Origin of the sequence: Cellulomonas xylanilytica (assembly GCF_007989805.1) — a bacterium.
Lineage (GTDB): Bacteria > Actinomycetota > Actinomycetes > Actinomycetales > Cellulomonadaceae > Cellulomonas > Cellulomonas xylanilytica.
Window position 1 is genome coordinate 236,601 of sequence record NZ_BJUB01000003.1, and the last position, 23,974, is coordinate 260,574.

At 73.0% G+C, this 23,974-nt stretch carries 21 protein-coding genes; 8 read left to right on the forward strand and 13 right to left on the reverse strand.

The genetic code is table 11. The features are described from left to right. Positions 1 to 13: 13 nt before the first annotated feature. The 3 genes from CXY01_RS06500 (at position 14) to CXY01_RS06510 (ending at position 3,688) form a co-directional block, all read left to right on the forward strand. Positions 14 to 685: an HAD hydrolase-like protein gene (locus CXY01_RS06500; protein WP_146926286.1), complete on the forward strand. Its 672-nt coding sequence runs from the start codon at positions 14 to 16 to the stop codon at positions 683 to 685. A gap of 54 nt (positions 686 to 739) precedes the next feature. Continuing rightward, complete coding sequence (locus CXY01_RS06505) at positions 740 to 1,495, forward strand: MerR family transcriptional regulator (protein WP_146926287.1); 756 nt, start codon at positions 740 to 742, stop codon at positions 1,493 to 1,495. Positions 1,496 to 1,624: 129 nt separating this feature from the next. Further along, entirely contained in the window at positions 1,625 to 3,688 is a 2,064-nt protein-coding gene (locus tag CXY01_RS06510; protein WP_146926288.1) for a PQQ-dependent sugar dehydrogenase, read from the forward strand. A gap of 28 nt (positions 3,689 to 3,716) precedes the next feature. Here CXY01_RS06510 and CXY01_RS06515 read toward each other — a convergent pair whose 3' ends face one another. The 11 genes from CXY01_RS06515 to CXY01_RS06565 form a co-directional block, all read right to left on the reverse strand. After that, positions 3,717 to 5,546, reverse strand: a complete 1,830-nt coding sequence (locus CXY01_RS06515; protein WP_371862753.1) for an ABC transporter ATP-binding protein — start codon at positions 5,544 to 5,546, stop codon at positions 3,717 to 3,719. Then, positions 5,543 to 7,435 carry an ABC transporter ATP-binding protein gene (locus CXY01_RS06520; RefSeq protein ID WP_146926289.1) on the reverse strand — a complete coding sequence of 631 codons (1,893 nt, stop codon included), beginning with the start codon at positions 7,433 to 7,435 and terminating at the stop codon, positions 5,543 to 5,545. Before CXY01_RS06520 ends, CXY01_RS06515 begins: the two co-directional genes overlap by 4 nt. Before the next feature lie 43 nt (positions 7,436 to 7,478). Further along, on the reverse strand, positions 7,479 to 8,237 hold the full coding sequence (locus CXY01_RS06525) for an SDR family oxidoreductase (RefSeq protein ID WP_146926290.1): 759 nt from the start codon (positions 8,235 to 8,237) through the stop codon (positions 7,479 to 7,481). Between the two features lie 43 nt (positions 8,238 to 8,280). Beyond that, complete coding sequence (locus CXY01_RS06530) at positions 8,281 to 9,585, reverse strand: aspartate aminotransferase family protein (RefSeq protein ID WP_146926291.1); 1,305 nt, start codon at positions 9,583 to 9,585, stop codon at positions 8,281 to 8,283. 64 nt (positions 9,586 to 9,649) lie between these two features. After that, positions 9,650 to 10,810 (reverse strand): ABC transporter substrate-binding protein, encoded by a 1,161-nt coding sequence (locus tag CXY01_RS06535; RefSeq protein WP_146926292.1) that lies wholly within the window; start codon positions 10,808 to 10,810, stop codon positions 9,650 to 9,652. Between the two features lie 61 nt (positions 10,811 to 10,871). After that, entirely contained in the window at positions 10,872 to 11,633 is a 762-nt protein-coding gene (locus CXY01_RS06540) for an ABC transporter permease (RefSeq protein WP_146926293.1), read from the reverse strand. Next, the gene (locus CXY01_RS06545) at positions 11,630 to 12,424 is read right to left on the reverse strand and encodes an ABC transporter ATP-binding protein (protein ID WP_146926294.1); all 795 of its coding nucleotides are present in this window, start codon (positions 12,422 to 12,424) and stop codon (positions 11,630 to 11,632) included. Before CXY01_RS06545 ends, CXY01_RS06540 begins: the two co-directional genes overlap by 4 nt. Next, positions 12,421 to 13,356: an ABC transporter permease gene (locus CXY01_RS06550; protein WP_146926295.1), complete on the reverse strand. Its 936-nt coding sequence runs from the start codon at positions 13,354 to 13,356 to the stop codon at positions 12,421 to 12,423. The genes CXY01_RS06545 and CXY01_RS06550 overlap by 4 nt, the downstream gene beginning before the upstream one ends. After that, positions 13,353 to 14,369 carry a TIGR03842 family LLM class F420-dependent oxidoreductase gene (locus CXY01_RS06555; protein ID WP_146926296.1) on the reverse strand — a complete coding sequence of 339 codons (1,017 nt, stop codon included), beginning with the start codon at positions 14,367 to 14,369 and terminating at the stop codon, positions 13,353 to 13,355. The genes CXY01_RS06550 and CXY01_RS06555 overlap by 4 nt, the downstream gene beginning before the upstream one ends. 11 nt (positions 14,370 to 14,380) lie before the next feature. After that, a complete protein-coding gene (hydA, locus tag CXY01_RS06560) occupies positions 14,381 to 15,799 on the reverse strand; it encodes a dihydropyrimidinase (RefSeq protein WP_146926297.1) in 1,419 nt (472 codons plus the stop codon). A gap of 13 nt (positions 15,800 to 15,812) precedes the next feature. Beyond that, positions 15,813 to 16,661, reverse strand: a complete 849-nt coding sequence (locus CXY01_RS06565; protein ID WP_146926298.1) for a nitrilase-related carbon-nitrogen hydrolase — start codon at positions 16,659 to 16,661, stop codon at positions 15,813 to 15,815. A gap of 224 nt (positions 16,662 to 16,885) precedes the next feature. Here CXY01_RS06565 and CXY01_RS06570 point away from each other — a divergent pair, with 224 nt between their 5' ends. The 5 genes from CXY01_RS06570 to cofD all read left to right on the forward strand — a co-directional run bounded on the left by CXY01_RS06570 (position 16,886) and on the right by cofD (position 22,299). Then, positions 16,886 to 18,268: an aminotransferase-like domain-containing protein gene (locus CXY01_RS06570; protein WP_146926299.1), complete on the forward strand. Its 1,383-nt coding sequence runs from the start codon at positions 16,886 to 16,888 to the stop codon at positions 18,266 to 18,268. A 320-nt stretch (positions 18,269 to 18,588) separates the two neighbouring features. After that, positions 18,589 to 19,572 carry a putative F420-0 ABC transporter substrate-binding protein gene (locus CXY01_RS06575; RefSeq protein ID WP_146926300.1) on the forward strand — a complete coding sequence of 328 codons (984 nt, stop codon included), beginning with the start codon at positions 18,589 to 18,591 and terminating at the stop codon, positions 19,570 to 19,572. After that, positions 19,569 to 20,588 carry a putative F420-0 ABC transporter permease subunit gene (locus CXY01_RS06580; RefSeq protein ID WP_186813312.1) on the forward strand — a complete coding sequence of 340 codons (1,020 nt, stop codon included), beginning with the start codon at positions 19,569 to 19,571 and terminating at the stop codon, positions 20,586 to 20,588. Before CXY01_RS06575 ends, CXY01_RS06580 begins: the two co-directional genes overlap by 4 nt. Beyond that, a complete protein-coding gene (locus CXY01_RS06585; protein ID WP_146926301.1) occupies positions 20,579 to 21,349 on the forward strand; it encodes a putative F420-0 ABC transporter ATP-binding protein in 771 nt (256 codons plus the stop codon). Before CXY01_RS06580 ends, CXY01_RS06585 begins: the two co-directional genes overlap by 10 nt. Beyond that, a complete protein-coding gene (cofD, locus tag CXY01_RS06590) occupies positions 21,346 to 22,299 on the forward strand; it encodes a 2-phospho-L-lactate transferase (protein WP_146926302.1) in 954 nt (317 codons plus the stop codon). The genes CXY01_RS06585 and cofD overlap by 4 nt, the downstream gene beginning before the upstream one ends. On the opposite strand, the gene CXY01_RS06595 is transcribed toward cofD, so the two are convergent. Both CXY01_RS06595 and cofC read right to left on the reverse strand, forming a co-directional pair. Then, positions 22,296 to 23,345, reverse strand: coding sequence for a zinc-binding metallopeptidase family protein (locus CXY01_RS06595; RefSeq protein ID WP_246125105.1), 1,050 nt, complete (start codon positions 23,343 to 23,345; stop codon positions 22,296 to 22,298). The genes cofD and CXY01_RS06595 overlap by 4 nt on opposite strands. 9 nt (positions 23,346 to 23,354) lie before the next feature. Beyond that, the gene (cofC, locus tag CXY01_RS06600) at positions 23,355 to 23,957 is read right to left on the reverse strand and encodes a 2-phospho-L-lactate guanylyltransferase (protein WP_146926303.1); all 603 of its coding nucleotides are present in this window, start codon (positions 23,955 to 23,957) and stop codon (positions 23,355 to 23,357) included. Positions 23,958 to 23,974: the final 17 nt, after the last annotated feature.

Sequence of the window (23,974 nt, forward strand, 5' to 3'; positions counted from 1 at the left end):
GAGGATCGGTGGTGTGACCTCACCCCTCGTCCTCCTCGACCTCGACGGCACCCTCATCGACTCCATCCCCGGCATCACGGCATCGCTCGCCGTCGCCTTCCGCCGGTGCGGGATGCCCGTCCCCACGCCCGCCGAGCTGCGCAGGTTCGTCGGGCCGCCCATCGGCGACAGCATGCGCGCGTACGGCGTCCCCGAGGACCGCGTGGCGGAGGTCGTCCGGGAGTACCGCGAGGACTTCGGCGCGACCGGGATGCACGACGCGACCGTCTTCGACGGCGTCCCCGGGCTGCTCACCGACCTGCGTGCCGCGGGGTGCCGGCTGGTCGTCGCGACGTCCAAGCCGGAGGTGTTCGCGGTGCCGATCTGCGCGGAGCTCGGGCTCACCCCGCTCCTGGACGGTGTCTTCGGGGCGCCGCTCGACGAGTCCGGTACCAAGGCGGACGTGATCGCCCGGGCGCTGGCCGCGGAGCCGGTGCCTCCCGTGGCAGCGCTCATGGTCGGCGACCGCGAGCACGACGTGCACGGAGCGCGGGCGAACGGGCTGGACTGCGTCGGCGTGACCTGGGGCTACGCGGCGCCGGGCGAGCTGGCGGACGCGGGAGCGGTCACGGCCGTCGACACGACGGACGAGCTGCGGCGCACCGTCCTGGACCGCCTGGAGCTGCCGGTCGTCCCGCGCGCTTGACCTTGACGCTGCGTCAACTCCTACCGTGGATCAGGAACACGAGAGGAGGGACGCATGGAGGTCTCGATCCAGGAGGTGGCCCGGCTGACGGGCACCACCAGCCGCACCCTGCGGCACTACGACGCCATCGGGCTGCTCGAGCCCAGCCGCGTCGGCGACAACGGGTACCGCTGGTACGACGACCGCGCGCTCGTGCGGTTGCAGCGGATCCTGCTGCTGCGCGGGCTCGGGCTCGGGCTGCCGGACATCCGGCGGGTGCTCGAGCGCGAGCAGGACGAGACCGCCGCCCTGCGCCACCACCTCGACTGGCTGCGCAGCGAGCAGCGACGACTGGAGCGGCAGGCCGCCTCGGTCGAACGGACGATCACCGCACGGGAGAACGGAGGGCCACTCGTGGCCGAGAACATGTTCGACGGTTTTGACCACACGCAGTACAAGGACGAGGTCGAGCAGCGCTGGGGAGCCGACGCCTACGCGTCGTCCGACGCCTGGTGGCGTGGGATGAGCGAGGACGAGCGAGCCGCGTGGAAGGCGACGACCGCGCAGCTCGCCACCGACTGGGGCGCCGCGGCCGACGCGGGCACCGACCCGGTGTCCGACGAGGCGCAGGAGCTCGCGCGCCGGCACGTCGCGTGGCTCGGCGGCGTCCCGGGCACGCCCGGGCACGGTGCCGCGCCGGTGAAGGAGCACGTGCTTGGCCTCGCCGACATGTACGTCGCCGACGAGCGGTTCGCCGCCAACTACGGCGGTGTCGCCGGCGCGACGTTCGTCCGCGACGCGTTGCACGAGTACGCGGCACGGAACCTTTAGGTCACGCAGGCGGAGAGGCCGGTCCGGCCTCTCCGCCGTGCGGGTTGTCCCGGTATGCGACAGAGTGACACCCGGCGATGACTGGACCGTCGCCCAGCACCTCCCCCGACGTCGCGGCAGGAGCAGACCATGCGGTGGAACCCCCTACGGATCCCGGCGGCGGTCGTCACCGCCCTGGTGCTCGTCGTCACCCTCGCGGGACCGGCCCCGGCGGCGGTGGTCGCAGGTCCGGCACCGATCACCGGAGTCGGGTCGGGCAAGTGCCTCGACGTCAACGGCGGGGCGCGGACGGCCCGGACGGGCGTGGCGATCCGCGACTGCACCGGCGCCGCGAACCAGGCATGGACGCTCACGACGAACGGCGAGCTGCAGGTCTACGACGCCGCCACCTGCCTGGACGTGGCGGGCCAGGACACCACGGCGCCGGCCGTCGTGCAGATCTACCCGTGCAACGGCGGGGCCAACCAGAAGTGGCGGCTGCAGACCAACGGCACGATCGTGGGCGTGCAGTCGGGGCTCTGCCTCGACGTCACCGGCCGCGGCACCGCGAACGGGACCGTGGTCGGCATGTGGACCTGCAACGGCCAGACCAACCAGAGCTGGACCACGACTCTCCGCACGGGTGACACGACCGCGCCGACGGTGCCGGGCAACCCGCGCGTCAGCAACCTGACGTGCAGCACGGTGACCTTCGCGTGGAACGCGTCCACCGACGCGGTCGGCGTGGCGTTCTACGACATCTACCACGACGGGCAGCAGATGACCTCGGTCAGCGGCAGCACCCTGTCGACCAGCCTCCCCGTCGTCGCCGGCGCCGTCTGGGGGCTCTACGTCAACGCCCGGGACGCGGCCGGCAACGTGTCGCAGGCCAGCACCACCGTCACCATCACCGTCCCGCAGTGCCAGGCGGACACGCAGGCGCCCACCGCACCGGGCACACCGAGCGCCACGGTGTCCGGCACCACGGTCACGCTCACCTGGGCCGCGGCGACCGACAACGTGGGCGTGCGCACGTACGAGGTCCGCCGCGGCGGCACGGCGGTCGGCACGGTGAGCGGCAACCCGCCCGTGACGACGTTCATCGACAGCGGCCTCGCGGCGTCCACCGCGTACTCCTACTCCGTCGTGGCGCGGGACGCCCAGGGCAACACCTCGCCCGCGAGCGGGTCCCGGACCGTGACCACCGGCGCCGCCTGCGGGTCGGCGGTCTGCAGCGTGACGCAGGTCGGCACCGACACGGACATCCCGTGGGGCCTCGACACGCTCCCCGACGGGACCGTGCTGTACACCCGGCGCGACGCGCAGCAGGTCGTGCGGCTCGACCCGGCCACCGGCGCGAAGACGACCGTCGGCACCGTGCCGAACGTGCAGGGCACCGACGGGGAGGGCGGGCTGATGGGGCTGGCGCTCTCGCCGACCTTCGCCTCCGACCAGTGGGTGTACCTGATGCACACCTCCCCCACGGACAACCGGATCGTGCGGATCAAGCTGGTGAACAACGCGCTGGTCACCAGCTCCGCGCAGGTGCTGCTCACCGGCATCCCGCGGAACAAGTACCACGACGGCGGTCGGCTGCGGTTCGGGCCCGACGGCAAGCTCTACGCGTCGACCGGCGACGCGCAGAACGGCGACTACGCGCAGAACACGTCGAACCTGGCGGGCAAGATCCTGCGGCTCAACCCCGACGGGACCGTGCCGTCGGACAACCCCTTCGGCAACGCCGTGTGGAGCTACGGGCACCGCAACCCCCAGGGCATCGCGTTCGACTCGCAGGGCAGGCTCTGGGAGCAGGAGTTCGGCAACTCCGTGATGGACGAGACCAACCTCATCGTCAAGGGCGGCAACTACGGCTGGCCCGCGTGCGAGGGCACCGTCGGCACCTGCGGCACCGCCGGGTTCATCGCACCCAAGCGGACCTACCCGACGTCCGAGGGGTCCTGCTCCGGGATCGCGATCGTGCGCGACGCCCTCTACGTGGCCTGCGCACGTGGCGCGCGCATGTACCGCGCGGTCATCAGCGGGTCCTCGCTGACCAACGTGCAGACGTTCTTCAGCGGCACGTACGGGCGGCTCCGCACGGTCGAGCCCGCACCCGGCGGCGGGCTGTGGCTGACCACGACCACGACCGGCGACAAGGACAGCGTCGCGAACAACAGCAACGAGCGGATCCTGCGGGTGACGCTGGGCGGCTGACGAGGTCCAGCCGCTCGCGCCCCGCGGGCTACGTGGTGCGGCGCAGCGACCGCTGCCAGTCGGCGTGCAGGTCGGCGAACCGGCCGCCCGACGCGACCAGCTCGAGGGGTGAGCCGTCCTCGACGACCCGGCCGTCCTCGATGACCAGCACGCGGTCCGAGCCCATGACCGTGGACAGCCGGTGCGCGATGACGACGGACGTGCGGTCGGCGAGCAGCGTCTGGAGGCCCTCCTGCACGAGCGCCTCCCCCGGGACGTCGAGCGAGCTGGTCGCCTCGTCGAGGATAAGCAGCGCCGGGTCCGCCAGGAACGCGCGCGCGAACGACACCAGCTGGCGCTGCCCGGCAGAGAGCCGGACCCCGCGCTTGTCCGCCTCCGTGTCGTAGCCGTCCGGCATCGCCGCGATCAGGTCGTGCACGCCGACCGCGCGTGCGGCCGCCTCGATCTGCTCCGGTGTCGCGTCCGGCCTGCCGAGCGCGATGTTGGCCCCCAGGGAGCCGGAGAACAGGTACGCCTCCTGGGTCACCATCACGACGGCCCGCCGCAGGTCGACCGGGTCGACGTCCCGCAGGTCGAGGCCGTCGAGACGGACCGACCCGGCGCGCACGTCGTAGAACCGGGCCAGCAGCTTGGCGATGGTCGACTTGCCCGCCCCGGTCTCGCCGACGAGCGCGATCGACTGACCGGCCGGGATGTGCAGGTCGACGTGCGGCAGGACGGTCGGGCCGGTGCCGTAGCCGAACTCGACGTCGTCGAACCGGACGTCCCCGCGCGGGCTCTCGAGACGGCGCGGGTGCACCGGCTCGGGGACCGTCGGCTCCTCGGCGAGCAGCGACGCGAGCTTCTCCAGGGCGGCCGTCGCCGACTGGAACGAGTTGTAGAACATGCCGATCTGCGCGAGCGGGTTGAAGAACCGCCGCGCGTAGAGGACGGCCGCCACCAGCACCCCGACCTCGATGCCGCCGTCGAGCGCCCGCAGCCCGCCGACGAGCAGGACCGCGGCCACCGTGACGTTGCCGATGAGGGTCAGCCCCGTGTCGAAGACGCCGTTGAGCCGGATCGACCGGGCGTTGGTGTCGCGGTAGTCCTCCGCCAGCTCGCCGTAGACCTCCCGCACCTGGGGCTCGCGACGGAACGCCTGCACCGCGCGGATGCCGGTCATCGTCTCGACGAACCGCACGATGAGCCGGGCCGCCGCCGTCCGCTGCTTGCGGTACTGCGCCTGCGAGCGGACCTGGAACCACCGCGTGAGGACGACTCCCGGCACGACCGCGATGAGCAGGACGAGCCCGCTGCGCCAGTCGAGGAGGACGAGCGACACCGCGGTGAACACCATCGCCAGCACGCCCGACGCGAGGGTGGTGACGCCGCCGTCGAGGAGCTCGCGCAGCGCGTCCACGTCCGAGGTCTGCCGGGAGATGATCCGGCCCGACGTGTACTTCTCGTGGAACTCCAGGCTGAGGCGCTGCGTGTGCCGGAACACCCGGCGGCGCAGGTCGAGCAGCATCGTCTGGCTCACCCGGGCCGACGCGCGCACGGTCGCGGCCGTCAGCAGCCCGCCCAGCAGCGCCGCGGCGAGGTAGGCGCCGGTGGCCAGCGTGAGCGGACCGGCGTCGCCGTCCGTGAGCGCCGGGAGCGCCTGGTCGATGCCGTACGCGACGAGCGCGGGACCGGCGACGGCCGCGAGCTGCGCGCCGACGACCAGCGCGGCGGTGGCCCACGCGGCACCGGCGACCGGTCGCAGCAGGGACCGGAGCAGGAGGAGGGACCGTCGACGCAGGCGCCGCGACTCGGCGACGGTGGCCTCGTCGTCGACGCCCTCGGGGGCCACCGGGCCGGTGCTCACCGTCGCGCTCACGGTCGGGCCTCCGCGAGCTCGTCGCTCTCCGCGTCGTCCGACCCGCCCGGCACGTCCTCGCCGTCGAGCGCCGAGAGCGCGGTGAGCACGTACCGGTAGTGCGGGTGCGTCGACAGGAGGTCGGCGTGCCGCCCGACGCCGGTGATCCGGCCGTCCTCGAGCACCGCCACCCGGTCGGCCAGCGCGACGGTGGAGGGCCGGTGCGCGACCACCAGCGTCGTGGTGCCGGTGAGCATCTCGCGCAGCCGGGCGGTCACCGCCGCCTCCGTGGTGACGTCCAGCGCCGAGAGCGGGTCGTCCAGCAGCAGCACCCGGGGGCGCACCGCGATCGCACGGGCCAGGGCGATCCGCTGCCGCTGACCGCCCGACAGGCTGAGCCCCTCCTCGCCGATGATCGTGTCGAGGCCGTCGGGCAGCCGGTGGGCGAACCCCGCGCGGGCGACGTCGAGCGCCTCGGCCAGCAGGTCGTCCGCGGCCTGCCCGGTCGCCTCCGTGCCGAGCAGCACGTTCTCGCGCACCGACGCCGAGAACAGGATGGGGTCCTCGAAGGCGATCGACACCGCCGCGCGCAGGTCCGCACGGCTCAGGTCCCGCACGTCGACGCCGTCGATACGGACGCTCCCCGCGGTGACGTCGTACAGCCGCGGGACCAGCTGGAGCAGCGTCGTCTTGCCGCTGCCGGTGAGCCCGACGAGCGCCATGGTCTCCCCCGGCTCCAGCACGAGGTCGATGCCGGCGAGGATGTCCGACCCGCCCCGCGGCTCGCCGCCGGCCGTGGTGCTGCGCGGGTGCGCGAAGTGCACGCCCGACAGCTCCACGCGCGAGCCGGCCGGGTCCGCGGCAGGCAGTGCGAGCGGCTGCGCGGGGTCCCGCACGGTGGATCCCGTGTCCATGACCTGCAGATAGCGGTCGGTCGCGGCCTTGGCGTCGAGCGTCATGGCGAGCAGCATGCCGAGGCGTTCCACCGGGTTGTTCACCACCGCGGCGGTGGCGAAGAACGCGACCAGCGCTCCGACGCTGAGCTGACCGCGGGAGGTCAGGACGACGCCGAACCCGAGCGACACCGCCAGGATCGCCTCGGGGATCGCCCCGAGCGCGAACGAGACCCGGGACAGCGTCTTCGCCTTGTGCACCTCGGTGGTGCGCAGCTCGTCGGCCTGCCGCCCGAAGTCGACCAGCGCGTCGTCCCCACGTCCGAACGCCTTGAGCACGCGGATGCCGTGCACGGACTCCTCGACCGTCGTGGCCAGGTCCCCCGCCTGGTCCCGTGCGCGGCGCGCGACGACCTTGTAGTCCTCGCGGAACCGGAAGCCCAGCCAGATCATGGGCACCGCGCCGACGAGGTAGACCAGCCCGAGCACCCAGCTGGTGGCGATCATCAGGCCGATGCCGACGACCACCGTCGTGGCGCTGACCAGCAGCATCACCAGGCCGAAGACGGTCCAGCGCCGGATGGTCCCGAGGTCGGACATGATGCGCGACAGCAGCTGCCCGCCGGACCAGCGGTCGTGGAACTCCACCGGAAGGTCCAGCAGGTGCTGGAACAGGTCGGTGCGCATGTCCCGCTCGACCGTGGTGCCCGGCGTGAGGATCAGCGCGCGGCGGCACCACACCAGGAACGCCTCGAGCGCGCCGAGCGCCAGCACGAGCAGCGCACCCAGGATCACGCCACGCCGGGAGCCCTCCGTGAGCAGGGGGCCGTTGACGATCACGCGCAGCACCTGCGGCACCGCGAGCGCCAGCAGGCTGGCGCCGAGGGCGGTCAGCCCGCCGAGCGCGATCCGCGGGAGCGCGGGGCGCGCCCAGCGACGGAGGCGCAGGAGCACCCGGGTGGTGGACTCGGGAGGGCGGGACGCGGGCGCAGGTCGTGCGGGTGGAGCAGAGGGCACACCTCCACCCTACGTACGCCCTCCGACAGTTGCCCGGTCGACCTCAGGCGCCGGTCCGCACGATCCGGTTGTTGCTCGCCTGCGCGCGCGGCCGGACCACCAGGAGGTCGATGTTCACGTGCGCCGGTCGGGACAGGGACCACGCGATCGCGTCGGCGATGTCGTCGGCCACCAGCGGCTCGTACCCGGCGTACACGGCGGCGGCCCGCTCGCTGTCCCCGTCGAACCGGACCATCGAGAACTCCTCGGTGGCCACGGCTCCCGGCGCGATCTCGATGATGCGCAGGGGCTCACCGAGGATCTCCCAGCGCAGCGTCGTTGCGAGCATCCGCTCCGCGTGCTTCGCACCGACGTACCCGGCGCCGCCCTCGTAGGTGCCGTGCGCGGCGGTCGAGGTCACGACGACGATGTCGCCGCCGCCGTCCTCGCGCAGGTGCGGGAGCAGCGCCTGGGTGACCCGCAGGGTGCCGATCACGTTGAGCTCGTACATCTGACGCCAGTGGTCGAGGTCCGCGGACTCGACCGGGTCGAGCCCGAACGCCCCTCCCGCGTTGTTGACGAGCGCGTCGAGCGGACCGTTCGCGGCCACCTGCTCAGCCAGCCGCGCGACGTCGGCGTCGTCCGTGACGTCGGCGACGACCGTGCTCGCGCCGGTCTCCTCGGCCAGCGCCGCCAGCCGGTCCGCGCGGCGCGCGGTCGCGACGACGTCCCAGCCCTCCGAGCGCAGGCGCCGGACGGTCGCGGCGCCGATCCCGGAGGACGCGCCCGTCACCAGGGCGCGTCGGGGCGTGCTCGTGCTCATGCGGAACTCCAGGGGTGAGGTGGCGGGCTGGCTGGGCAGAAGGCTAGGCGACCTCGGCGAGGACCTCGGTCAGGAGCCCGAGGCCGGTCTCGGCCTCCTCGGGCGTGACGACGCAGGGCGGCACGACGTGCACCCGGTTGTCGGCGAGGAACGGCAGGAGGCCGCGGGCCAGCGCACCGGCCTTGACCCGGCCCATCAGGGCAGCGTCGACGGGCTCCCGCGTGGCCTGGTCCCTGACCAGCTCCACGGCCCAGAACACCCCGAGCCCGCGCACCTCCCCGACGAGTGGGTTCGTGGCGGCCAGCTCCGCGAGCCCGGGGCCGAGCACGTCCCGCCCGACCGTCGCGGCGTTCTCGACGATCCCCTCGTCGGCCATCGCATCGAGCGCAGCCACGATCGAGGCCATCGCCAGCGGGTGGCCCGAGTAGGTGAGCCCGCCGGGGAAGACGCGGTCGTCGAACGTCTTCGCGATCGGCTCGCTGAGGATCACCCCGCCTGCGGGGACGTAGCCGGAGTTGACGCCCTTGGCGAAGGTGATGAGGTCCGGGACCACGTCGAAGGAGTCGAACGCGAACCACCGGCCGGTCCGCCCGAACCCCGCCATGACCTCGTCCAGGATGAGCAGGATGCCGTACCGGTCGGCGATGGCCCGGACGCCCGCCAGGTAGCCGGGCGGCGGCACGAGCACCCCGGCGGTGCCGGGGATGGTCTCCAGCAGGATCGCCGCGACGGACGTCGGACCCTCGGCCTGGATCACGCGCTCCAGGTGGTGCAGGGCGCGCTCCGACTCCTGCTCGGGCGTGGTGGCCCAGAACTCCGACCGGTACAGGTACGGACCGAAGTGGTGCACGTGCGCGCGGGCGTACTCGTTGGGCACCCGGCGCCAGTCCCCCGTCGCCACCACGGCCGCGCCGGTGTTGCCGTGGTACGAGCGGTACGCCGAGACCACCTTGTCGCGGCCGGTGTGCAGGCGGGCCATCCGGATCGCGTTCTCGTTGGCGTCGGCGCCGCCGTTGGTGAAGAAGACGCTGGTGAAGCCGTCGGGGGCATGGCTCAGCACACGCTCGGCAGCGAGCCCGCGCGTCAGGTTGGCCGTCGCCGGGGCGACCGTCGTCAGGGTCGCTGCCTGCTCCTGGATCGCCGCGACGACCTTGGGGTGCTGATGGCCGATGTTCGTGTTCACCAGCTGGCTGGAGAAGTCGAGGTACCGGCGGCCCGCGTGGTCCCAGACGGTCGAGCCGAGCCCGCCGGCGATCACCAGCGGGCTCAGGTGCGCCTGCGCCGACCACGAGTGGAAGACGTGGTCGCGGTCCAGCCGCAGCGCGGTGGCGTCGTCGTCGGTGCTCATCAGGTGCTCTCCCTCGGTGCGGTCCCGCGCGCAGGCGCCGTGCCCGACGCCTGCGCGCGAGAGGTCACTTGCCGCCGGCCTCGAGTGTGACGTCGATCGGCTCGAAGTCCTCGCCGGACACGTCGACGCCCTCGTCCTGCAGCTCGGCCAGGGCCTTCTCGACGTACTCGTTGGTGTACGCCTCGGCGTCGGGCTCCGTCGTGATGACCGTGGCCCCCTGGTCGTTCTTCGTCGTGAGGGCCACGTCGACCGTCTGCGTCCACGCGTCCTCGTCGATCATGCCGATGCCGTCGGGCGACGGCCAGATGAGCTTGTTGACCTCGTTGGTCATCCAGAGCTGGTGGCTGTTGCCCAGCTGCGAGCCGGCAGCGACCACGAGGTCCCGCGCCTCCTCCGGGTTGTCCCGCGCGAAGATCCAGCCCTTGAGGCTCGCCTTGATGAACTTCACGGTCGTGTCCTGGTACGCCTCGTCGGACGCGAGCTTCTCCGAGTTCGCCCAGATCGCGTCCTGCAGCATCGCGGTGCCCTCGTCGTTCCAGTCCACCGCGGTGAAGTCGTCGGCGGTGTACAGCTCGCCGGTCTCGGGGTTCTCGGCCTCGAGCAGCTGGGCGTACTCGTTGTAGGTCATCGCCTGCGCGGCGTCGATGTCCCCCGCCAGGAACGCGTTCATGTCGAACTGCTGCTGGACCAGCGTCACGTCCGTCGCCGGGTCGAGCCCCGCCTTGGTCATGCCGGCGAACAGCTCGAACTCGTTGCCGTAGCCCCAGTTGCCGACCGTCTTGCCCTCGAGGTCGGCGGCGGACGTGATGCCCTTGTCCGCGAACGAGACCTGGAGCGTGCCGGACCTCTGGAAGATCTGCGCGACGTCGGTGATCCCGGCGCCCTGCTCGCGCGATGCCAGCGCCTTGGGCACCCACGCGATCGCGTAGTCGACCGAGCCGTCGGCCAGCACGGACTGCGGGACGATGTCGGTGCCGCCCTCGACGATCTCGACGTCGAGCCCCTCGTCCTCGTAGTAGCCCTGGTCCACCGCCGCGTAGTACCCGGCGAACTGGGCCTGCGTGAACCACTGGAGCTGGAGCTTGACGGGGGTGAGGTCGCCTCCGGCGGAGTCGCTGGCTGCGGGCTCCTCGGACCCGCCGCCGTCGTCGGAGCTGCACCCCGCCAGGAGGAGCGCCGCGGCGACGCCGACCGCGCTCCACGCAGTACGCCTGGTGAGTCTCATGATTCGTCCTCTCGTTGGCTGTGCGATGGATCCGGCCTGGCGTCGCTGGCAGGCGGGAGGTCTAGCCCCCTTGGCGCCTCGCGACGGCGCGCTCGAGCGCGAGGGTCGCGAGGTAGAACACGAGACCGAGCAGGATGGCGCCGAGGACGAACGCCCACGCCCGTGCGTAGGCGCTGTTCGAGGCTGCCGACGTGATGCGCGACCCGAGCCCGTTCTGCAGGCCGCCGAAGTACTCGGCGACGATCGCGGCGATGACGGCGGTCGACGACGCGATCCGCAGGCCGGTGAAGAGGTACGGCAGCGCGCCGGGGATCGTCACCGTACGCGTGATCTGGCGGGGCGTAGCGGCGTAGGCCTTGAGCAGGTCCCTGTGCACGGGCTGCACCTGCCGGAGCCCCCGGAGCATGTTCACGAACACCGGCGCGAAGACGACCACGGACACGACGAGCCGCCGCGGCGTGGTGGACGTGGTGCCGAACATGGTGTTCAGCGCGGGTGCGAGGGCGACGATGGGCATCACCGACAGGGCCGCCGCGGTCGGCGACAGGAGCGTGTCGGCCATCCGGCTGCGCGCGGCGACGATCGCCGCGCCGATCGCCACGACGCTGCCGACCACGAGCCCGACCAGCACGTTCATGCCGGTGGCCAGCGCCGCGGACCAGACGAGCGGCAGGACGAGCACGAGCTGCTCGACGATCGCCGTCGGGCTCGGCAGCAGGTACGGCTTGATGCCCGCCCCCACGACGAACGCCTGCCACAGCAGCAGCGCGACGACGCCGAGCAGGACGGGTGCGACCCAGCGGCGGACGGCGGCAGCGGTCATCGCAGGTCCACCCCTCTGGCCGTGACCGGTGTGCCGTGCAGCGCCTCGCGCACCGCGGTGACGGCCGCGAAGAACGACGCGTCCTCGCGCAGCCCCTCGCCGCGCACGTCGCCGAGCGTGATCGGCACGACCGCGCTGATCCGGCCCGGCCGTGGCGACATCACGACCACGCGCTGCGACAGGAACACGGCCTCGGGGATCGAGTGCGTGACGAACACGACCGCCGCCCCGCTCTCGGCGCAGATCCGCACGAGCTCGGTCTGCATCCGTTCGCGGGTCATCTCGTCGAGCGCCCCGAACGGCTCGTCCATGAGCAGCAGGCTGGGCCGCTCCGCGAGCGACCGGGCGATGGCGACGCGCTGCTGCATGCCGCCGGACAGCTGGTGCGGGAAGTGCCCGGCGAACTCGTCGAGCCCGACGAGCGACAGGAGCTCCTTCGCGCGCACCGCCCGCTCGCCCTTGCCCACGCCGTGCAGCTCGAGCGGCAGCTCGACGTTCGCGGTCACGGTCCGCCACGGCAGGAGGCCCGCCTGCTGGAACGCGATCCCGTAGTCCTGCGCCTCGCGGGCCTGCTGCGGGGTCTTGCCGAACACCGTCAGCTCGCCGGTCGTCGGCGTGTCGAGGTCGGCGATGAGGCGCAGGAGCGTCGACTTGCCGCAACCCGACGGGCCGATGAGCGACACGAACTCCCCGGCCGCGACGTGCAGGTCGATGCCCTCGAGGGCGCTGACCTCTCCGGAGCGCGACGAGAAGACCTTCCCGACGCCACGGGCTTCCACGGCGTTCGTCATCTGACCTCCGCATAGCGGTAGCGGCCCAGGCCGAGCCCGAGCAGGGACACCAGGCCGGCGGCGAGCAGGCCGAGCAGCGCGGCCGCGGCGATCGCGGCCCAGGGCTTCGCCGGGTCACCGCTGGCGGACTGGGCGTAGCTGATGATCAGGCGCCCGATGCCGCCCTTCGTGCCGGTCGACACCTCGGCGACGATCGCGCCGACGACCGCCGTCGCGGCCCCCAGCCGCAGGGCCGGCAGCAGGTAGGGGACGCTCGCCGGCAGGCGCAGGGAGAGCATCGTGCGGTTCCAGGTGGCGGCCTGCGCCCGGAACAGCTCGACCTGCGCGGCGGGCGGCGACTGGAACCCGCGCAGCGCACCGATGGTCACCGGGAAGAACGCCAGGTAGCTCGCGATGAGCGCGACGGACATCCAGCGCTGCCACTCGAACGCGCCGATGTGGATCCGGCCACCCCAGCCGACCACCAGCGGGGCCAGCGCGATGAGCGGCACCGTCTGGCTGAGCACCACCCACGGCACCAGCGCGTGCTCGGCCAGCTGCCAGCGCTGCATGAGCGCGGCGAGCAGCAGCCCCCCGACCGACCCGACCAGCCAGCCCGCGAGCGCGACCCGCAGCGTGAACCAGCAGGCGGACAGCATCGCGCCCAGCACGGTCGGCGAGCCGGTGGCCGACGTCTCCGGCTGGAGCACGCGCTCGACGATGTCCCACACGTGCGGCATCGCGAGGTCGTCGGTCCGGGGCAGGACGCTCGCCTCGCCGAGGTGCCCGCCCGCGTCGGGGACGACGACCTTGACCAGCTCCCAGAGGGCGGCCAGCAGGAGGACCGCCAGCACCCCGACGAGGATCCGTCGGCGCGCCGTCGACCGCTCGCGCGGGCGGACGGGCACCGGGGCGGTGCGCTCCGGCGCGAGCGTGGTGGCCAGGTCGGTCATGCGGTGGCCACGACCGGGGTCGCCAGGGCGGGGATGACGTGCTCGCCGTAGACGCGCATCGTCTCCTCCTTGTTGTCGTGCTGGAGGTAGCCGGCGAACTGCGTGACGCCCAGGTCGCGCAGCGCCTCGAGCCGCTCGACGTGCTCCCGGGCGCTGCCGAGGATGCAGAACCGCTCGACGATCTCGTCGGGCACGAACGCGGCGTGGGTGTTCCCCGCGCGGCCGTGCTCGTTGTAGTCGTAGCCCTGCCGGCCGGCGATGTAGTCGGTGAGCGCCTTCGGCACGGACGAGTCGGCGCCGTACCGGGCCACGATGTCGGCGACGTGGTTGCCGACCATGCCCCCGAACCAGCGGCACTGCTCGCGCATGTGGTCGCGATCCTCGCCGACGTACATCGGCGCGGCGACGCAGAACTGCACCGCGTCCGGGTCCCGGCCCGCCTGCTCGGCGGCGTCCCTGACCACCTTGATCGTCCACGCCGCGATGTCCGGGTCGGCGAGCTGCAGGATGAACCCGTCGCCCACCTCGCCGGTGAGCTTCAGCGCGAGCGGCCCGTACGCGGCGACCCAGATGTCGAGCGCCGACCCGCGCGACCACGGGAAGTGCACCTTGGCACCGTTGACCTCGACTGCCCGGTCGTTGGCCAGCTCGCGGATGACGTGCACCGACTCGCGCAGCGTCGCCAGGTTCGACGGCTTCCCGTGCAGGGTCCGCACCGCCGAGTCGCCGCGGCCGATCCCGCAGATCGTGCGGTTGCCGTACATCTCGTTGAGCGTGGCGAACAGGGACGCGATCACCGTCCAGTCCCGCGTCGACGGGTTGGTCACCATGGGCCCCACCATCACCTTGCGGGTGGCCGCGAGGATCGCCGAGTAGATGACGAACGGCTCCTGCCACAGCAGGTGCGAGTCGAACGTCCACACGTGGCTGAACCCGTGCGTCTCGGCCAGACGCGCCAGCTCGACCGTGCGGGAGGCGGGCGGGTTCGTCTGCAGGACGACGCCGAAGTCCATGGGGTGCCCTTCTACAGGAGGTACTGGGACAGGCCGCGCGGCACGTACTTCCCGTGCCCGGCGCGTCCGCGGAAGCCGGTCTCGTCCACCACGACGGTCCCCCGCGACAGGACGACGTCGACGTGCCCGTCGATCTCGTACCCCTCCCACGCCGAGTGGTCCATGTTCATGTGGTGCGTCTTGCCCACGCCGATCGACGTGTGCCCGGCCGGGTCGTAGACCACGACGTCGGCGTCGGCCCCCGGCGCGATCACGCCCTTCGTCCCGTACAGCCCGAACATCCGCGCCGGGGTCGTCGAGGTGAGCTCCACCCACCGCTCCAGCGTGATCTGCCCGGTGACGACCCCCTGGTACATGAGGTCCATCCGGTGCTCGATCGAGCCGATCCCGTTCGGGATGGCCCGGAAGTCACCGACCCCCAGGTCCTTCTGGCCCTTCATGCAGAAGGGGCAGTGGTCGGTGGAGACCATCTGCAGGTCGTTGGTCCGCAGCGCCTGCCACATGTGCTCCTGGTGACCCTCGGCCCGGGAGCGCAGGGGTGTGGAGCACACCCACTTGGCGCCCTCGAAGCCTGGTGCTCCCAGCTGCTCCTCGAGGCTGAGGTACAGGTACTGCGGACACGTCTCGCCGAACACGTTCTTGCCGTTGTCCCGCGCCCAGGCCAGCTGCGCGACGGCCTGCTTGGCGCTGACGTGCACCACGTACAGCGGCGCGTTGGTGACGTCGGCCAGCATGATCGCGCGGTGCGTGGCCTCCTCCTCGAGCTGCCAGGCCCGCGCGATGCCGTGGAAGTACGGGTCGGTCTTGCCCTGCGCGACGAGCTGGGCGGCGAGCACGTCGATCGCCGGCCCGTTCTCCGCGTGCATCATCGTGAGCAGCCCCAGGTCGGCGGCCTTCTGCATGGCCCGCAGGATCTGCGCGTCGTCGGAGTAGAAGACGCCCGGGTACGCCATGAAGAGCTTGTAGCTGGTCACTCCCTCGGCGACCAGGCCCTCCATCGCCTTGAGGGAGTCCTCGTCGACGCCCCCGACGATCTGGTGGAAGCCGTAGTCGATCGCGCAGCTGCCGGCCGCCTTGTCGTGCCAGGCGCCGAGCCCGTCCATGACGCGCTCCCCCGTGCGCTGCACGGCGAAGTCGATGATCGTCGTGGTCCCGCCCCACGCCGCCGCGCGGGTGCCGGTCTCGAACGTGTCGGACGCGTTGGTGCCGCCGAACGGCAGCTCCATGTGGGTGTGCGCATCGATGCCGCCGGGGATGACGTACTTGCCGGTCGCGTCGATGACCTGGTCGACGCTCGCCGCCAGGTCGTGGCCCAGCAGCGTCGAGCCGGGGGCGAGCACCGCGGCGATGGTCTCGCCGTCGATCAGCACGTCGGCGGCCGTCCGCCCGGTCGCGCTGACCAGGGTGCCGCCGGTGATGAGGATCGTCATGGTCTCCTCCGGCTCAGGGCGCCACGATGGGGCCGTAGGCGTCCGGTCGGCGGTCCCGGAAGAACTGCCACCGCTCCCGCACCACGCGGATCTGGTCGAGGTCCAGGTCCCGGACGATGAGCTGGTTCTCGCTCGACGAGCCGACCTCGCCGACGTAGTTGCCGTCCGGGCCCACCGCGTACGACGAGCCGTAGAAGTTGACGGCCTGGTCGCCGTACTCGTTGTCCTCGAGCCCCACCCGGTTGTTCGCGACGACGAAGTAGCCGTTGGCCACCGCGGCGGCCGGCTGCTCGATCTCCCACAGCTTGTTCGAGATCCCCGGGGCCGTGGCGTTCGGGTTGAACACGATCTGCGCCCCGTTGAGCGCCAGCACGCGCCAGCCCTCCGGGAAGTGCCGGTCGTAGCAGATGTTGACGCCGATCGTCCCGACCGCGGTCTCGAACACGGGATACCCGAGGTTCCCGGGCCGGAAGTAGAACTTCTCCCAGAACTTCGGCAGGTTCGGGATGTGGTGCTTGCGGTACTTGCCGAGATAGCTGCCGTCCGCGTCGATCACCGCCGCCGTGTTGTAGAGCACGCCCGGCTGCTCCTCCTCGTACACAGGGAGCACCATGACGATGCCGAGCTCCTTGGCCAGCGCCGCGAACCGCTCCGTCGTCGGCCCGGGAACCGACTCCGCGTAGTCGTAGTAGGCGGTGTCCTGCGTGATCCCGAAGTACGGGCCGTAGAAGAGCTCCTGGAACGCGATGATCTGGGCGCCCTGCGAGGCGGCCTCCCGGGTCCAGGCCTCGTGGAGCGCGATCATCGACTCCTTGTCGCCCGTCCAGGTGGCCTGGGTGAACGCGACGCGTACGACGGTCATAGGGCTCCTCCGTTCGTCTTGTCTCGACCGGCCTCGGAGCCCTACGCGGCGCCTGAGTGCCCGTTCTTGGCACCGTAGCCTGGAATGTGACTGTCCGGGTTGAACATTTCTGCGCTGTTACTGACGGGTACCCGGTCGCGAACATCGGCGACTCCCACGTAAACATCTGAGCCGTCTTCCCGGCGCCCTCCGTCGGCCTCGTTGCGACGGGCATCCTGAGCCGCATGGACCTCGCCTCCCACGTGGACGACCGCAGCCCGCGCGGCATCGCGGCGACCGTGGCACGCCTCGTCCGCGGCGGTGACCTGCGACCGGGCGACCGTCTGCCGACCGTCCGGCACCTCGCCGCCGACCTCGGCGTCAGTCCCGCGACCGTCAGCGGCGCGTGGCAGGCGCTCTCGGCGGTCGGCATCGTCATCTCGCGCGGCCGCGCCGGGACCGTCGTGCTCCCGCCCCCCGCCAGCTGGCTGCCGCCGCGCTACCGCGACCTCGCCGGCGGTGCGCCCGCCCGCCTCGACCTCTCGACCGGCACCCCCGACCCCGACCTGCTGCCCCTGATCGGTCCCGCCCTGTCGCGCGTCGCCCTGCAACGCCCCGCGGCCGACGCCGGCGCCTACGTCACCTCCCCCGTCGTGCCCGCGCTCGAGCTGCTGCTCCGGGACTCGTGGCCGTTCGCGCCGCAGCGCATCACCGTGGTCGACGGCGCGCTCGACGCCATCAGCCGCACCCTCGAGCGCGTCGCGGGCTACGGGTCCCGGGTCGCCGTCGAGGACCCCGGCTTCCCGCCCCTGTTCGACCTGCTCGACCAGCTCGGGCTCGAACGGGTCCCCGTGACCCTCGACCGCCACGGCATGCGCCCCGACGCGCTCGACCGGGCCCTCGACGCCGACGCGCGCGTCGTCGTCCTGCAGCCCCGCGCCCACAACCCGACCGGCGTCAGCATGACGTCCACCCGCGCGCGCGAGCTCGCCGCCGTGCTGCGCCGGCACGACGCCCTCGTCGTCGAGGACGACCACTCCGGTGAGATCGCCTCCGCCCGCGACGTCAGCCTGGGTTCGCTCCTGCCCGACCGGGTCGTGCACGTGCGGTCCTACTCCAAGTCCCACGGCCCCGACCTGCGCATCGCCGCCGTCGGCGGACCCGCCTCGGTGCTCGACGGTCTCGTCGCGCGCCGCATGCTCGGCCCCGGCTGGACCAGCCGCCTGCTGCAGCACGTGCTCGTCGACCTCCTCACCGACACCACCGCCATCGAGGCCGTCGCCCACGCCCGCCGCGTCTACTTCGCCCGCCGCCGCGCCCTCCGTGACACGCTCGCCGGCCACGGCATCACCATCGACCCCGGTGACGGCATCAACGTCTGGCTCCCGGTGAACGACGAGCGCACCGCCCTGCTGCGGCTCGAGGCGGCCGGCATCCGCGTCGCCCCCGGCTCACCGTTCTCCGCGGACGACGGCGCGCCGCCCGGCAGCGACGCGAGCTCCCTGACCGACGCCGCGCACGGGGCGCTGGGGTCGCCGACGGGCCAGCACGTCCGCGTGACGGTCGGCCACGTCGGCGCCGACGTCGAGGAGGTCGGCCGGGCGCTCGCGCTCGCGGCGGCACCGTGAGCCGCTGTCCGCACCGACGTGAGCGTGATCCGGGACCTCCCCGAGCCCCGGATCACCGCTCGCGCCGTTCCTCGAACAGGTGTTCGATGCTACGCCCGCCGGATAGGGACGGCAAGGGATCCGCGCGAGCCGATCGTGCTCCGCTTGCCGACCCACCACCCCCCGGGCCTACGCTGTGCCCGGAACCCGTCCAGCTGTGGCCGGGTCGCGCCGCCCGGACGTGGGCGGTCCTCCGGAGGTGCGACGTGCACCCCACCCCCCCGCGCTGAGCGACGTGCTCGCGCGCCCTCACGACGACGACCCCCGGAGCCCTCATCCCGATGCCCAGGACCCGTCCGTACCTCCTGACCGCCGTCGCCGCCCTGACGCTCGTGGCGTGCTCGCCCCAGAGCTCCCCCGAGGCGGCGCCGGCCGAGACGACGAGCGCCACGTTCGCCCCGGTCACCGTCGACAACTGCGGCACGGAGGTCGAGGTCACCGCTCCGCCGACGAAGGTCGTGACCATCAAGTCCACCGCCACGGAGATGCTCCTGGCGCTGGGCCTGCAGGACGCCATGATCGGCACGGCGTTCGCGGACGGACCGGTGCCGGAGCAGTACGAGGCCGCCTCCGCCCAGATCCCGGTCGTCTCGGAGAAGGTCCCCGGCCAGGAGGCGCTGCTCGGCCTGGCGCCGGACTTCGTGTACGCCGGCTGGGAGTCCAACTTCTCGGCGGACGGCGCGGGCGACCGGGCCGTGCTCCACGACCTCGGGATCACGACGTACGTGTCCCCCGCGGCGTGCAAGGAGGCGGGCTACATGCCGGACCCGCTGACGTTCGACGAGGTCGCGGACGAGATCCGGGAGGTCGCGGCGATCTTTGGCGTGCCGGAGCGGGCCGAGGAGCTGGTCGCGGAGCAGCAGGCCACGCTGGCAGCCGTGCAGCAGCCGGCCGACGAGACGACCGCGCTCTGGTACAGCTCGGGCACGGACAGCCCGTACGTCGGCGCAGGCATCGGCGCGCCGCAGATGATCATGGACGCGGCAGGGCTGACCAACATCTTCGCGGACGTGCACGACAGCTGGACCTCGACCGGCTGGGAGCAGGTCGTGGCCGCGGACCCGGACGTCATCGTGCTCGTCGACGCCGCCTGGAACACCGCCGAGAAGAAGATCGGTCTGCTCGAGTCGAACCCGGCGACGAGCCAGCTGACCGCGGTGCAGGAGAAGCGGTACCTCGTCGTACCGTTCGCCGCGGGCGAGGCCGGGGTCCGCAACGCCGACGCGGTCGCCTCCCTCAGCGACCAGCTCGCCGAGCTGGGGTGAGGGCCCGCACGCCCCTGCCGCTGCTGGTCCTCGCCGGCCTGGCGGCGCTCGTCGTGACGGTCCTGGTCGCGGTGACGATCGGGCCGGCGGACCTCGGGGTCGCCGAGGTGGCGCGCAGCATCGCGGGGCACCTCCGCCTGCCGGTCGACGGCGTCCCGCGCCTGCACGACGCGATCGTGTGGGACCTGCGCCTGCCGCGCGTGCTCACGGCCGCCGCCGTGGGTGCCGGGCTCGCGCTCGCGGGCGCGGTGATGCAGAGCCTGACGCGGAACCCGCTGGCCGACCCGTACCTGCTCGGGCTGTCGTCGGGCGCGTCGCTGGGCGCGGTCGCCGTGCTCGTCGTCGGGGTCAGCCTGCTGCTCCCGGTCGCCGCGTTCGCCGGTGCGCTGCTGGCCCTCGTCGCCACCCTGGCCCTCGCCCGCTCGGGGAGCACGCTGTCGCCGGGCCGGACGGTCCTGGCGGGCCTCGCGGTGTCCCAGATGGCCGCCGCGGCGACGAGCTTCGTCATCTTCTGGAGCTCCACGGGCGACTCCTACCGGGAGATCCTCAACTGGCTCCTCGGCTCCCTGGCAGGTGCGACGTGGACGTCGGTCGCCATCGCGGGGGTCGCGGTGGTCGTCGTCGGCACGGTCCTGGTGCTCAGCGCGACGCGGTTGGACGCGTTCGCGTTCGGGGACACGTCGGCGGCGGCGCTCGGCATCGACGTGGACCGCACGCGGTGGACGCTGATGACGGTCGTCGCGCTGCTCACCGGGGCGATGGTCGCGGTCAGCGGCGCGATCGGGTTCGTCGGCCTGATCCTGCCGCACGCCGTGTCGTCGCTGACCGGGCCCGCGCACCGCCGCCTGCTGCCCGTCGCGGCGCTCAGCGGCGGGGTGTTCCTCATCTGGGCGGACACCCTGGCACGGACGGTCTTCGACCCGCGCGAGCTGCCCGTCGGCATCGTCACCGCGCTGATCGGCGTGCCCGTCTTCGCATTCCTGCTGCGCCGCGGGAAGGGGTCGGCATGGACCTGACCCTCGACGGCGTCGGCACGCGGCTCGGCGGGCGCTGGGTGGTGGACGGGATCGACGCGACCCCGCCGGCGGGTCACCTGACCGGGCTGCTGGGCCCGAACGGCGCCGGCAAGACCACCCTGCTGCGCCTGGTCGCGGGGCTGCTCCCGCCGGAGAAGGGCGCGGTGCTCATCGACGACGCGCCTGTGCACGAGCTGCCGCGCCGGTCGCGGGCACGACGGGTCGCCCTCCTCGAGCAGGAGTCGACGAGCACCGTGCCCCTGACGGTCCACGAGGTCGTGTCGCTCGGCCGGATCCCGTACCGGAGCCTGTGGGGCACCGACCCCGACGCCACGGCGGTGGACCGCGCTCTGGTCAGCGCGCAGGCGGGCCACCTGGCCGACCGCCCGTGGTCCTCGCTGTCCGGCGGCGAGCGGCAGCGCGTGCAGATCGCCCGGGCGCTCGCGCAGGAACCCGAGCTCCTGCTGCTCGACGAGCCGACCAACCACCTGGACGTCAGCGCGCAGCTGAGCCTGCTCGCGTTCGTCCGGGACCTGGGCACCACGACGGTCGCCGCGCTGCACGACCTCAACCTCGCGGCCGCGTTCTGCGAGCACGTGCTGGTGCTCGCCGACGGGCACCTGGCCGCGGCGGGGCACCCGCGGGAGGTCCTGACCCCGGAGCTGCTGCGCCGGGTCTACGGGGTCGAGGCCGACATCCTGCAGCACCCGCGCACGGGCCGCCCGGTCATCGCGTTCCACGAGCCGACGAGGGACGCATGAACGTCACCATCCTGTCCGGGGGCGTCGGCGGCGCCCGCTTCACCCGCGGCCTGCGCGCACTGCTGCCGGACGCGGCCGTCACGGTCGTCGCCAACACCGGCGACGACCTGTGGCTGCACGGCGTCCGCGTCTGCCCCGACCTCGACACCCTGATGTACACGCTCGGCGGTGCGGTGCACGAGGAGCAGGGCTGGGGCCGCCGCGACGAGAGCCGGCGGACCAGCGACGACCTGGCGGCGTACGGCCTCGGCTGGGAGTGGTTCACGCTCGGCGACCTGGACCTGGCCACGCACCTGGCCCGGACCGAGCTGCTCCGCGCCGGGCTGCCGCTGTCCCAGGTCACCGCCCGCCTCGCGCAGCGGTGGGCGCCGGACGTGACGCTCCTGCCGATGACCGACGACGAGGTCGAGACCCACGTGGTCCTCGCCGACGGCCGCGAGGTGCACTTCGAGGAGTGGTGGGTCCGGCACCGTGCCGCGCTCCCGGCGGTGCGGTTCGTGCAGACGAACCTGGCGACGGCCGTGCCCGCCCCCGGGGTGCTCGAGGCGATCGCGGACGCGGACGTCGTCGTCGTCCCGCCGTCCAACCCGGTGGTCTCCGTGGGGACGATCCTCGCGGTCCCGGGCGTCCGCGAGGCCCTGCGCACGACGACCGCGCCCGTGGTGGGCGTGAGCCCGGTGGTCGGTGGGGCGCCGGTGCGCGGGATGGCCGACGCGTGCCTGACCGCGATCGGCGTCGAGACCAGTGCCGCCGCCGTGGCGCGGCACTACGGCAGGAGGCCGGACGGGGTGCTGGACGCGTGGCTCGTCGACGACCGGGACGCCGACGCGGCCCGGGCGCTGCGGTCGGAGGGCTGGACGGCGGGCTCGGCCAACACGCTCATGACGGACGTGCCGACGACCGCCCGCATCGCCGCCGACGCGCTCGCGCTGGTGGGCGCACTGCCCTAGCCCAGAGGCCGCTCGACCCGGGACGCCGTCACGACGCGGTGCACGAGGTCCAGCTTGCGGGCCACGGGCTCCGCGATCGTGAACGGGTACAGGTCGCTCTTGCCCATCGCGCGGTTGACCCGGTTGAGGAACGTCGACACGGGCAGCCAGTCGGCGAGGATCTCCGCCATCGTGGCGTCCGCGTAGCTGGTCCGGGGGCGCACCTCACCGTCGGCGATCTGCGGCACGCCCTCCATCCGGACGGACAGCCCGCCGGCCGCGGCCGTCTGCAGGGTGCTGGTCAGGTGCAGGTAGTGCGCGAAGCACTCCGCGAAGTCCTCCCACGGGTGCATCGTGGCGTACTCGGAGATGAAGCTCTCCGCCCAGTCGCGCGGTGCCCCGGTGCGGTAGTGCCGGGAGATCGCATCCCGGTACGACGCGCGCTCGTCGCCGAAGATCGTCCGGCACTCGTCGATCCACCCGGTCTGCTCGACGAGGATCCACTCGTAGTAGTGCCCGACCTCGTGCCGGAAGTGCCCGAGCATCGTGCGGTACGGCTCACCGAGCCGGATCCGCAGCGCCTCCCGGTGCGCGTCCAGGGACTCCGCCAGGTCGATCGTGACGATCCCGTTGGCGTGCCCGATGGTCACGCGCGCGCCGTCCGACCGCGACGAGAGCAGGTCGAACCCCAGCCCACCCGGCCGCTCGTACCAGGGCGTGACCGGCAGCCCGAGGTCGGCGAGCTGGACGAGCAGCCGCCGCTTGTCGCCGGACGCCGTCGCCAGCTTCTCGAGCGCGAGGGTGTCGTCGTTGCCCGGCCGGGTGCGCGTGAGCCGGCACGAGATGCACTGCCCCGAGCCGGAGTCCGCCGCCGCGAGCCAGTTGCACTCCCACAGCCGGTTGGCGCACGGGAACCACCAGGTGCCGTCGACGTCGCTGCCCTGCGCGGGTGCGGCGCGCATCGTCAGCGTCGGCGGGTGCAGCCCGAGCTCCAGCCCGCAGCCGTCGCAGGACGTCGACTCGATGAACGCCACGTTCGCGCAGCGGGGACAGCGGAAGACGCGCACGCGCTGACGCTAGAGCACGGCGCCCGTCGCGGGGCCCACGCCGAGCCGCGCCACCTCGGCCAGATCCTCCGGGACGTCGACGTCACGACGAACCGTGGACGTCGCGCCGACCGCGAGCCGCACGTGACCGGCCCGCTCGTGCGCCGCTGCCGAGCCGGGCCCGAACGCCGGATCCACCGGCACCCCCGGCAGCGCGGTGAGCAGCGTCGTCCCGGTGCCGTCGGCGTCCGCGACGAACGCCCGGTCGTGGGCGTCCGCCAGCCGCAGCGCGTCCGCGAGGTCGTCGGGCCGCAGGGCGGGCAGGTCCCCGAGCAGCACGGCGACGGCCACGTCCGCGGCCGAGGCCCGGTCGATGCCCGCGCGGACGGCGCCGTTCAGCCCGCCGCCCGGCTCGTCGACGAGCTCCACCGTGCCGGCCAGCAGCGTCCGCAACGGCGCGTCGGCCGTCACGACGACCACCCGGTCGACGTCCGGCGTCGCGACGGCCGCCGCGACCGTGTCACGGGCCATCGCCCGCACCAGCCGCTCCCGCGCGGACGCGGACAGCACACCGGCCAGCCGGGTCTTCCCGTCGGCCGCCGGCTTCACGGGCACCACCACCACCCATCGCACCGGCGCATCCTCCCCCA

Bases quoted from the DNA above. Each gene is read 5' to 3' on its own strand.
- cofD (WP_146926302.1), top strand. From the start codon at position 21,346: ATGAACGTCACCATCCTGTCCGGGGGCGTCGGCGGCGCCCGCTTCACC.
- CXY01_RS06535 (WP_146926292.1), bottom strand. From the start codon at position 10,810: ATGAGACTCACCAGGCGTACTGCGTGGAGCGCGGTCGGCGTCGCCGCG.
- CXY01_RS06540 (WP_146926293.1), bottom strand. From the start codon at position 11,633: ATGACCGCTGCCGCCGTCCGCCGCTGGGTCGCACCCGTCCTGCTCGGC.
- CXY01_RS06570 (WP_146926299.1), top strand. From the start codon at position 16,886: ATGGACCTCGCCTCCCACGTGGACGACCGCAGCCCGCGCGGCATCGCG.
- CXY01_RS06545 (WP_146926294.1), bottom strand. From the start codon at position 12,424: ATGACGAACGCCGTGGAAGCCCGTGGCGTCGGGAAGGTCTTCTCGTCG.
- CXY01_RS06525 (WP_146926290.1), bottom strand. From the start codon at position 8,237: ATGAGCACGAGCACGCCCCGACGCGCCCTGGTGACGGGCGCGTCCTCC.
- CXY01_RS06585 (WP_146926301.1), top strand. From the start codon at position 20,579: ATGGACCTGACCCTCGACGGCGTCGGCACGCGGCTCGGCGGGCGCTGG.
- CXY01_RS06510 (WP_146926288.1), top strand. From the start codon at position 1,625: ATGCGGTGGAACCCCCTACGGATCCCGGCGGCGGTCGTCACCGCCCTG.
- CXY01_RS06505 (WP_146926287.1), top strand. From the start codon at position 740: ATGGAGGTCTCGATCCAGGAGGTGGCCCGGCTGACGGGCACCACCAGC.
- CXY01_RS06555 (WP_146926296.1), bottom strand. From the start codon at position 14,369: ATGGACTTCGGCGTCGTCCTGCAGACGAACCCGCCCGCCTCCCGCACG.
- CXY01_RS06550 (WP_146926295.1), bottom strand. From the start codon at position 13,356: ATGACCGACCTGGCCACCACGCTCGCGCCGGAGCGCACCGCCCCGGTG.
- CXY01_RS06575 (WP_146926300.1), top strand. From the start codon at position 18,589: ATGCCCAGGACCCGTCCGTACCTCCTGACCGCCGTCGCCGCCCTGACG.
- CXY01_RS06530 (WP_146926291.1), bottom strand. From the start codon at position 9,585: ATGAGCACCGACGACGACGCCACCGCGCTGCGGCTGGACCGCGACCAC.
- CXY01_RS06565 (WP_146926298.1), bottom strand. From the start codon at position 16,661: ATGACCGTCGTACGCGTCGCGTTCACCCAGGCCACCTGGACGGGCGAC.
- hydA (WP_146926297.1), bottom strand. From the start codon at position 15,799: ATGACGATCCTCATCACCGGCGGCACCCTGGTCAGCGCGACCGGGCGG.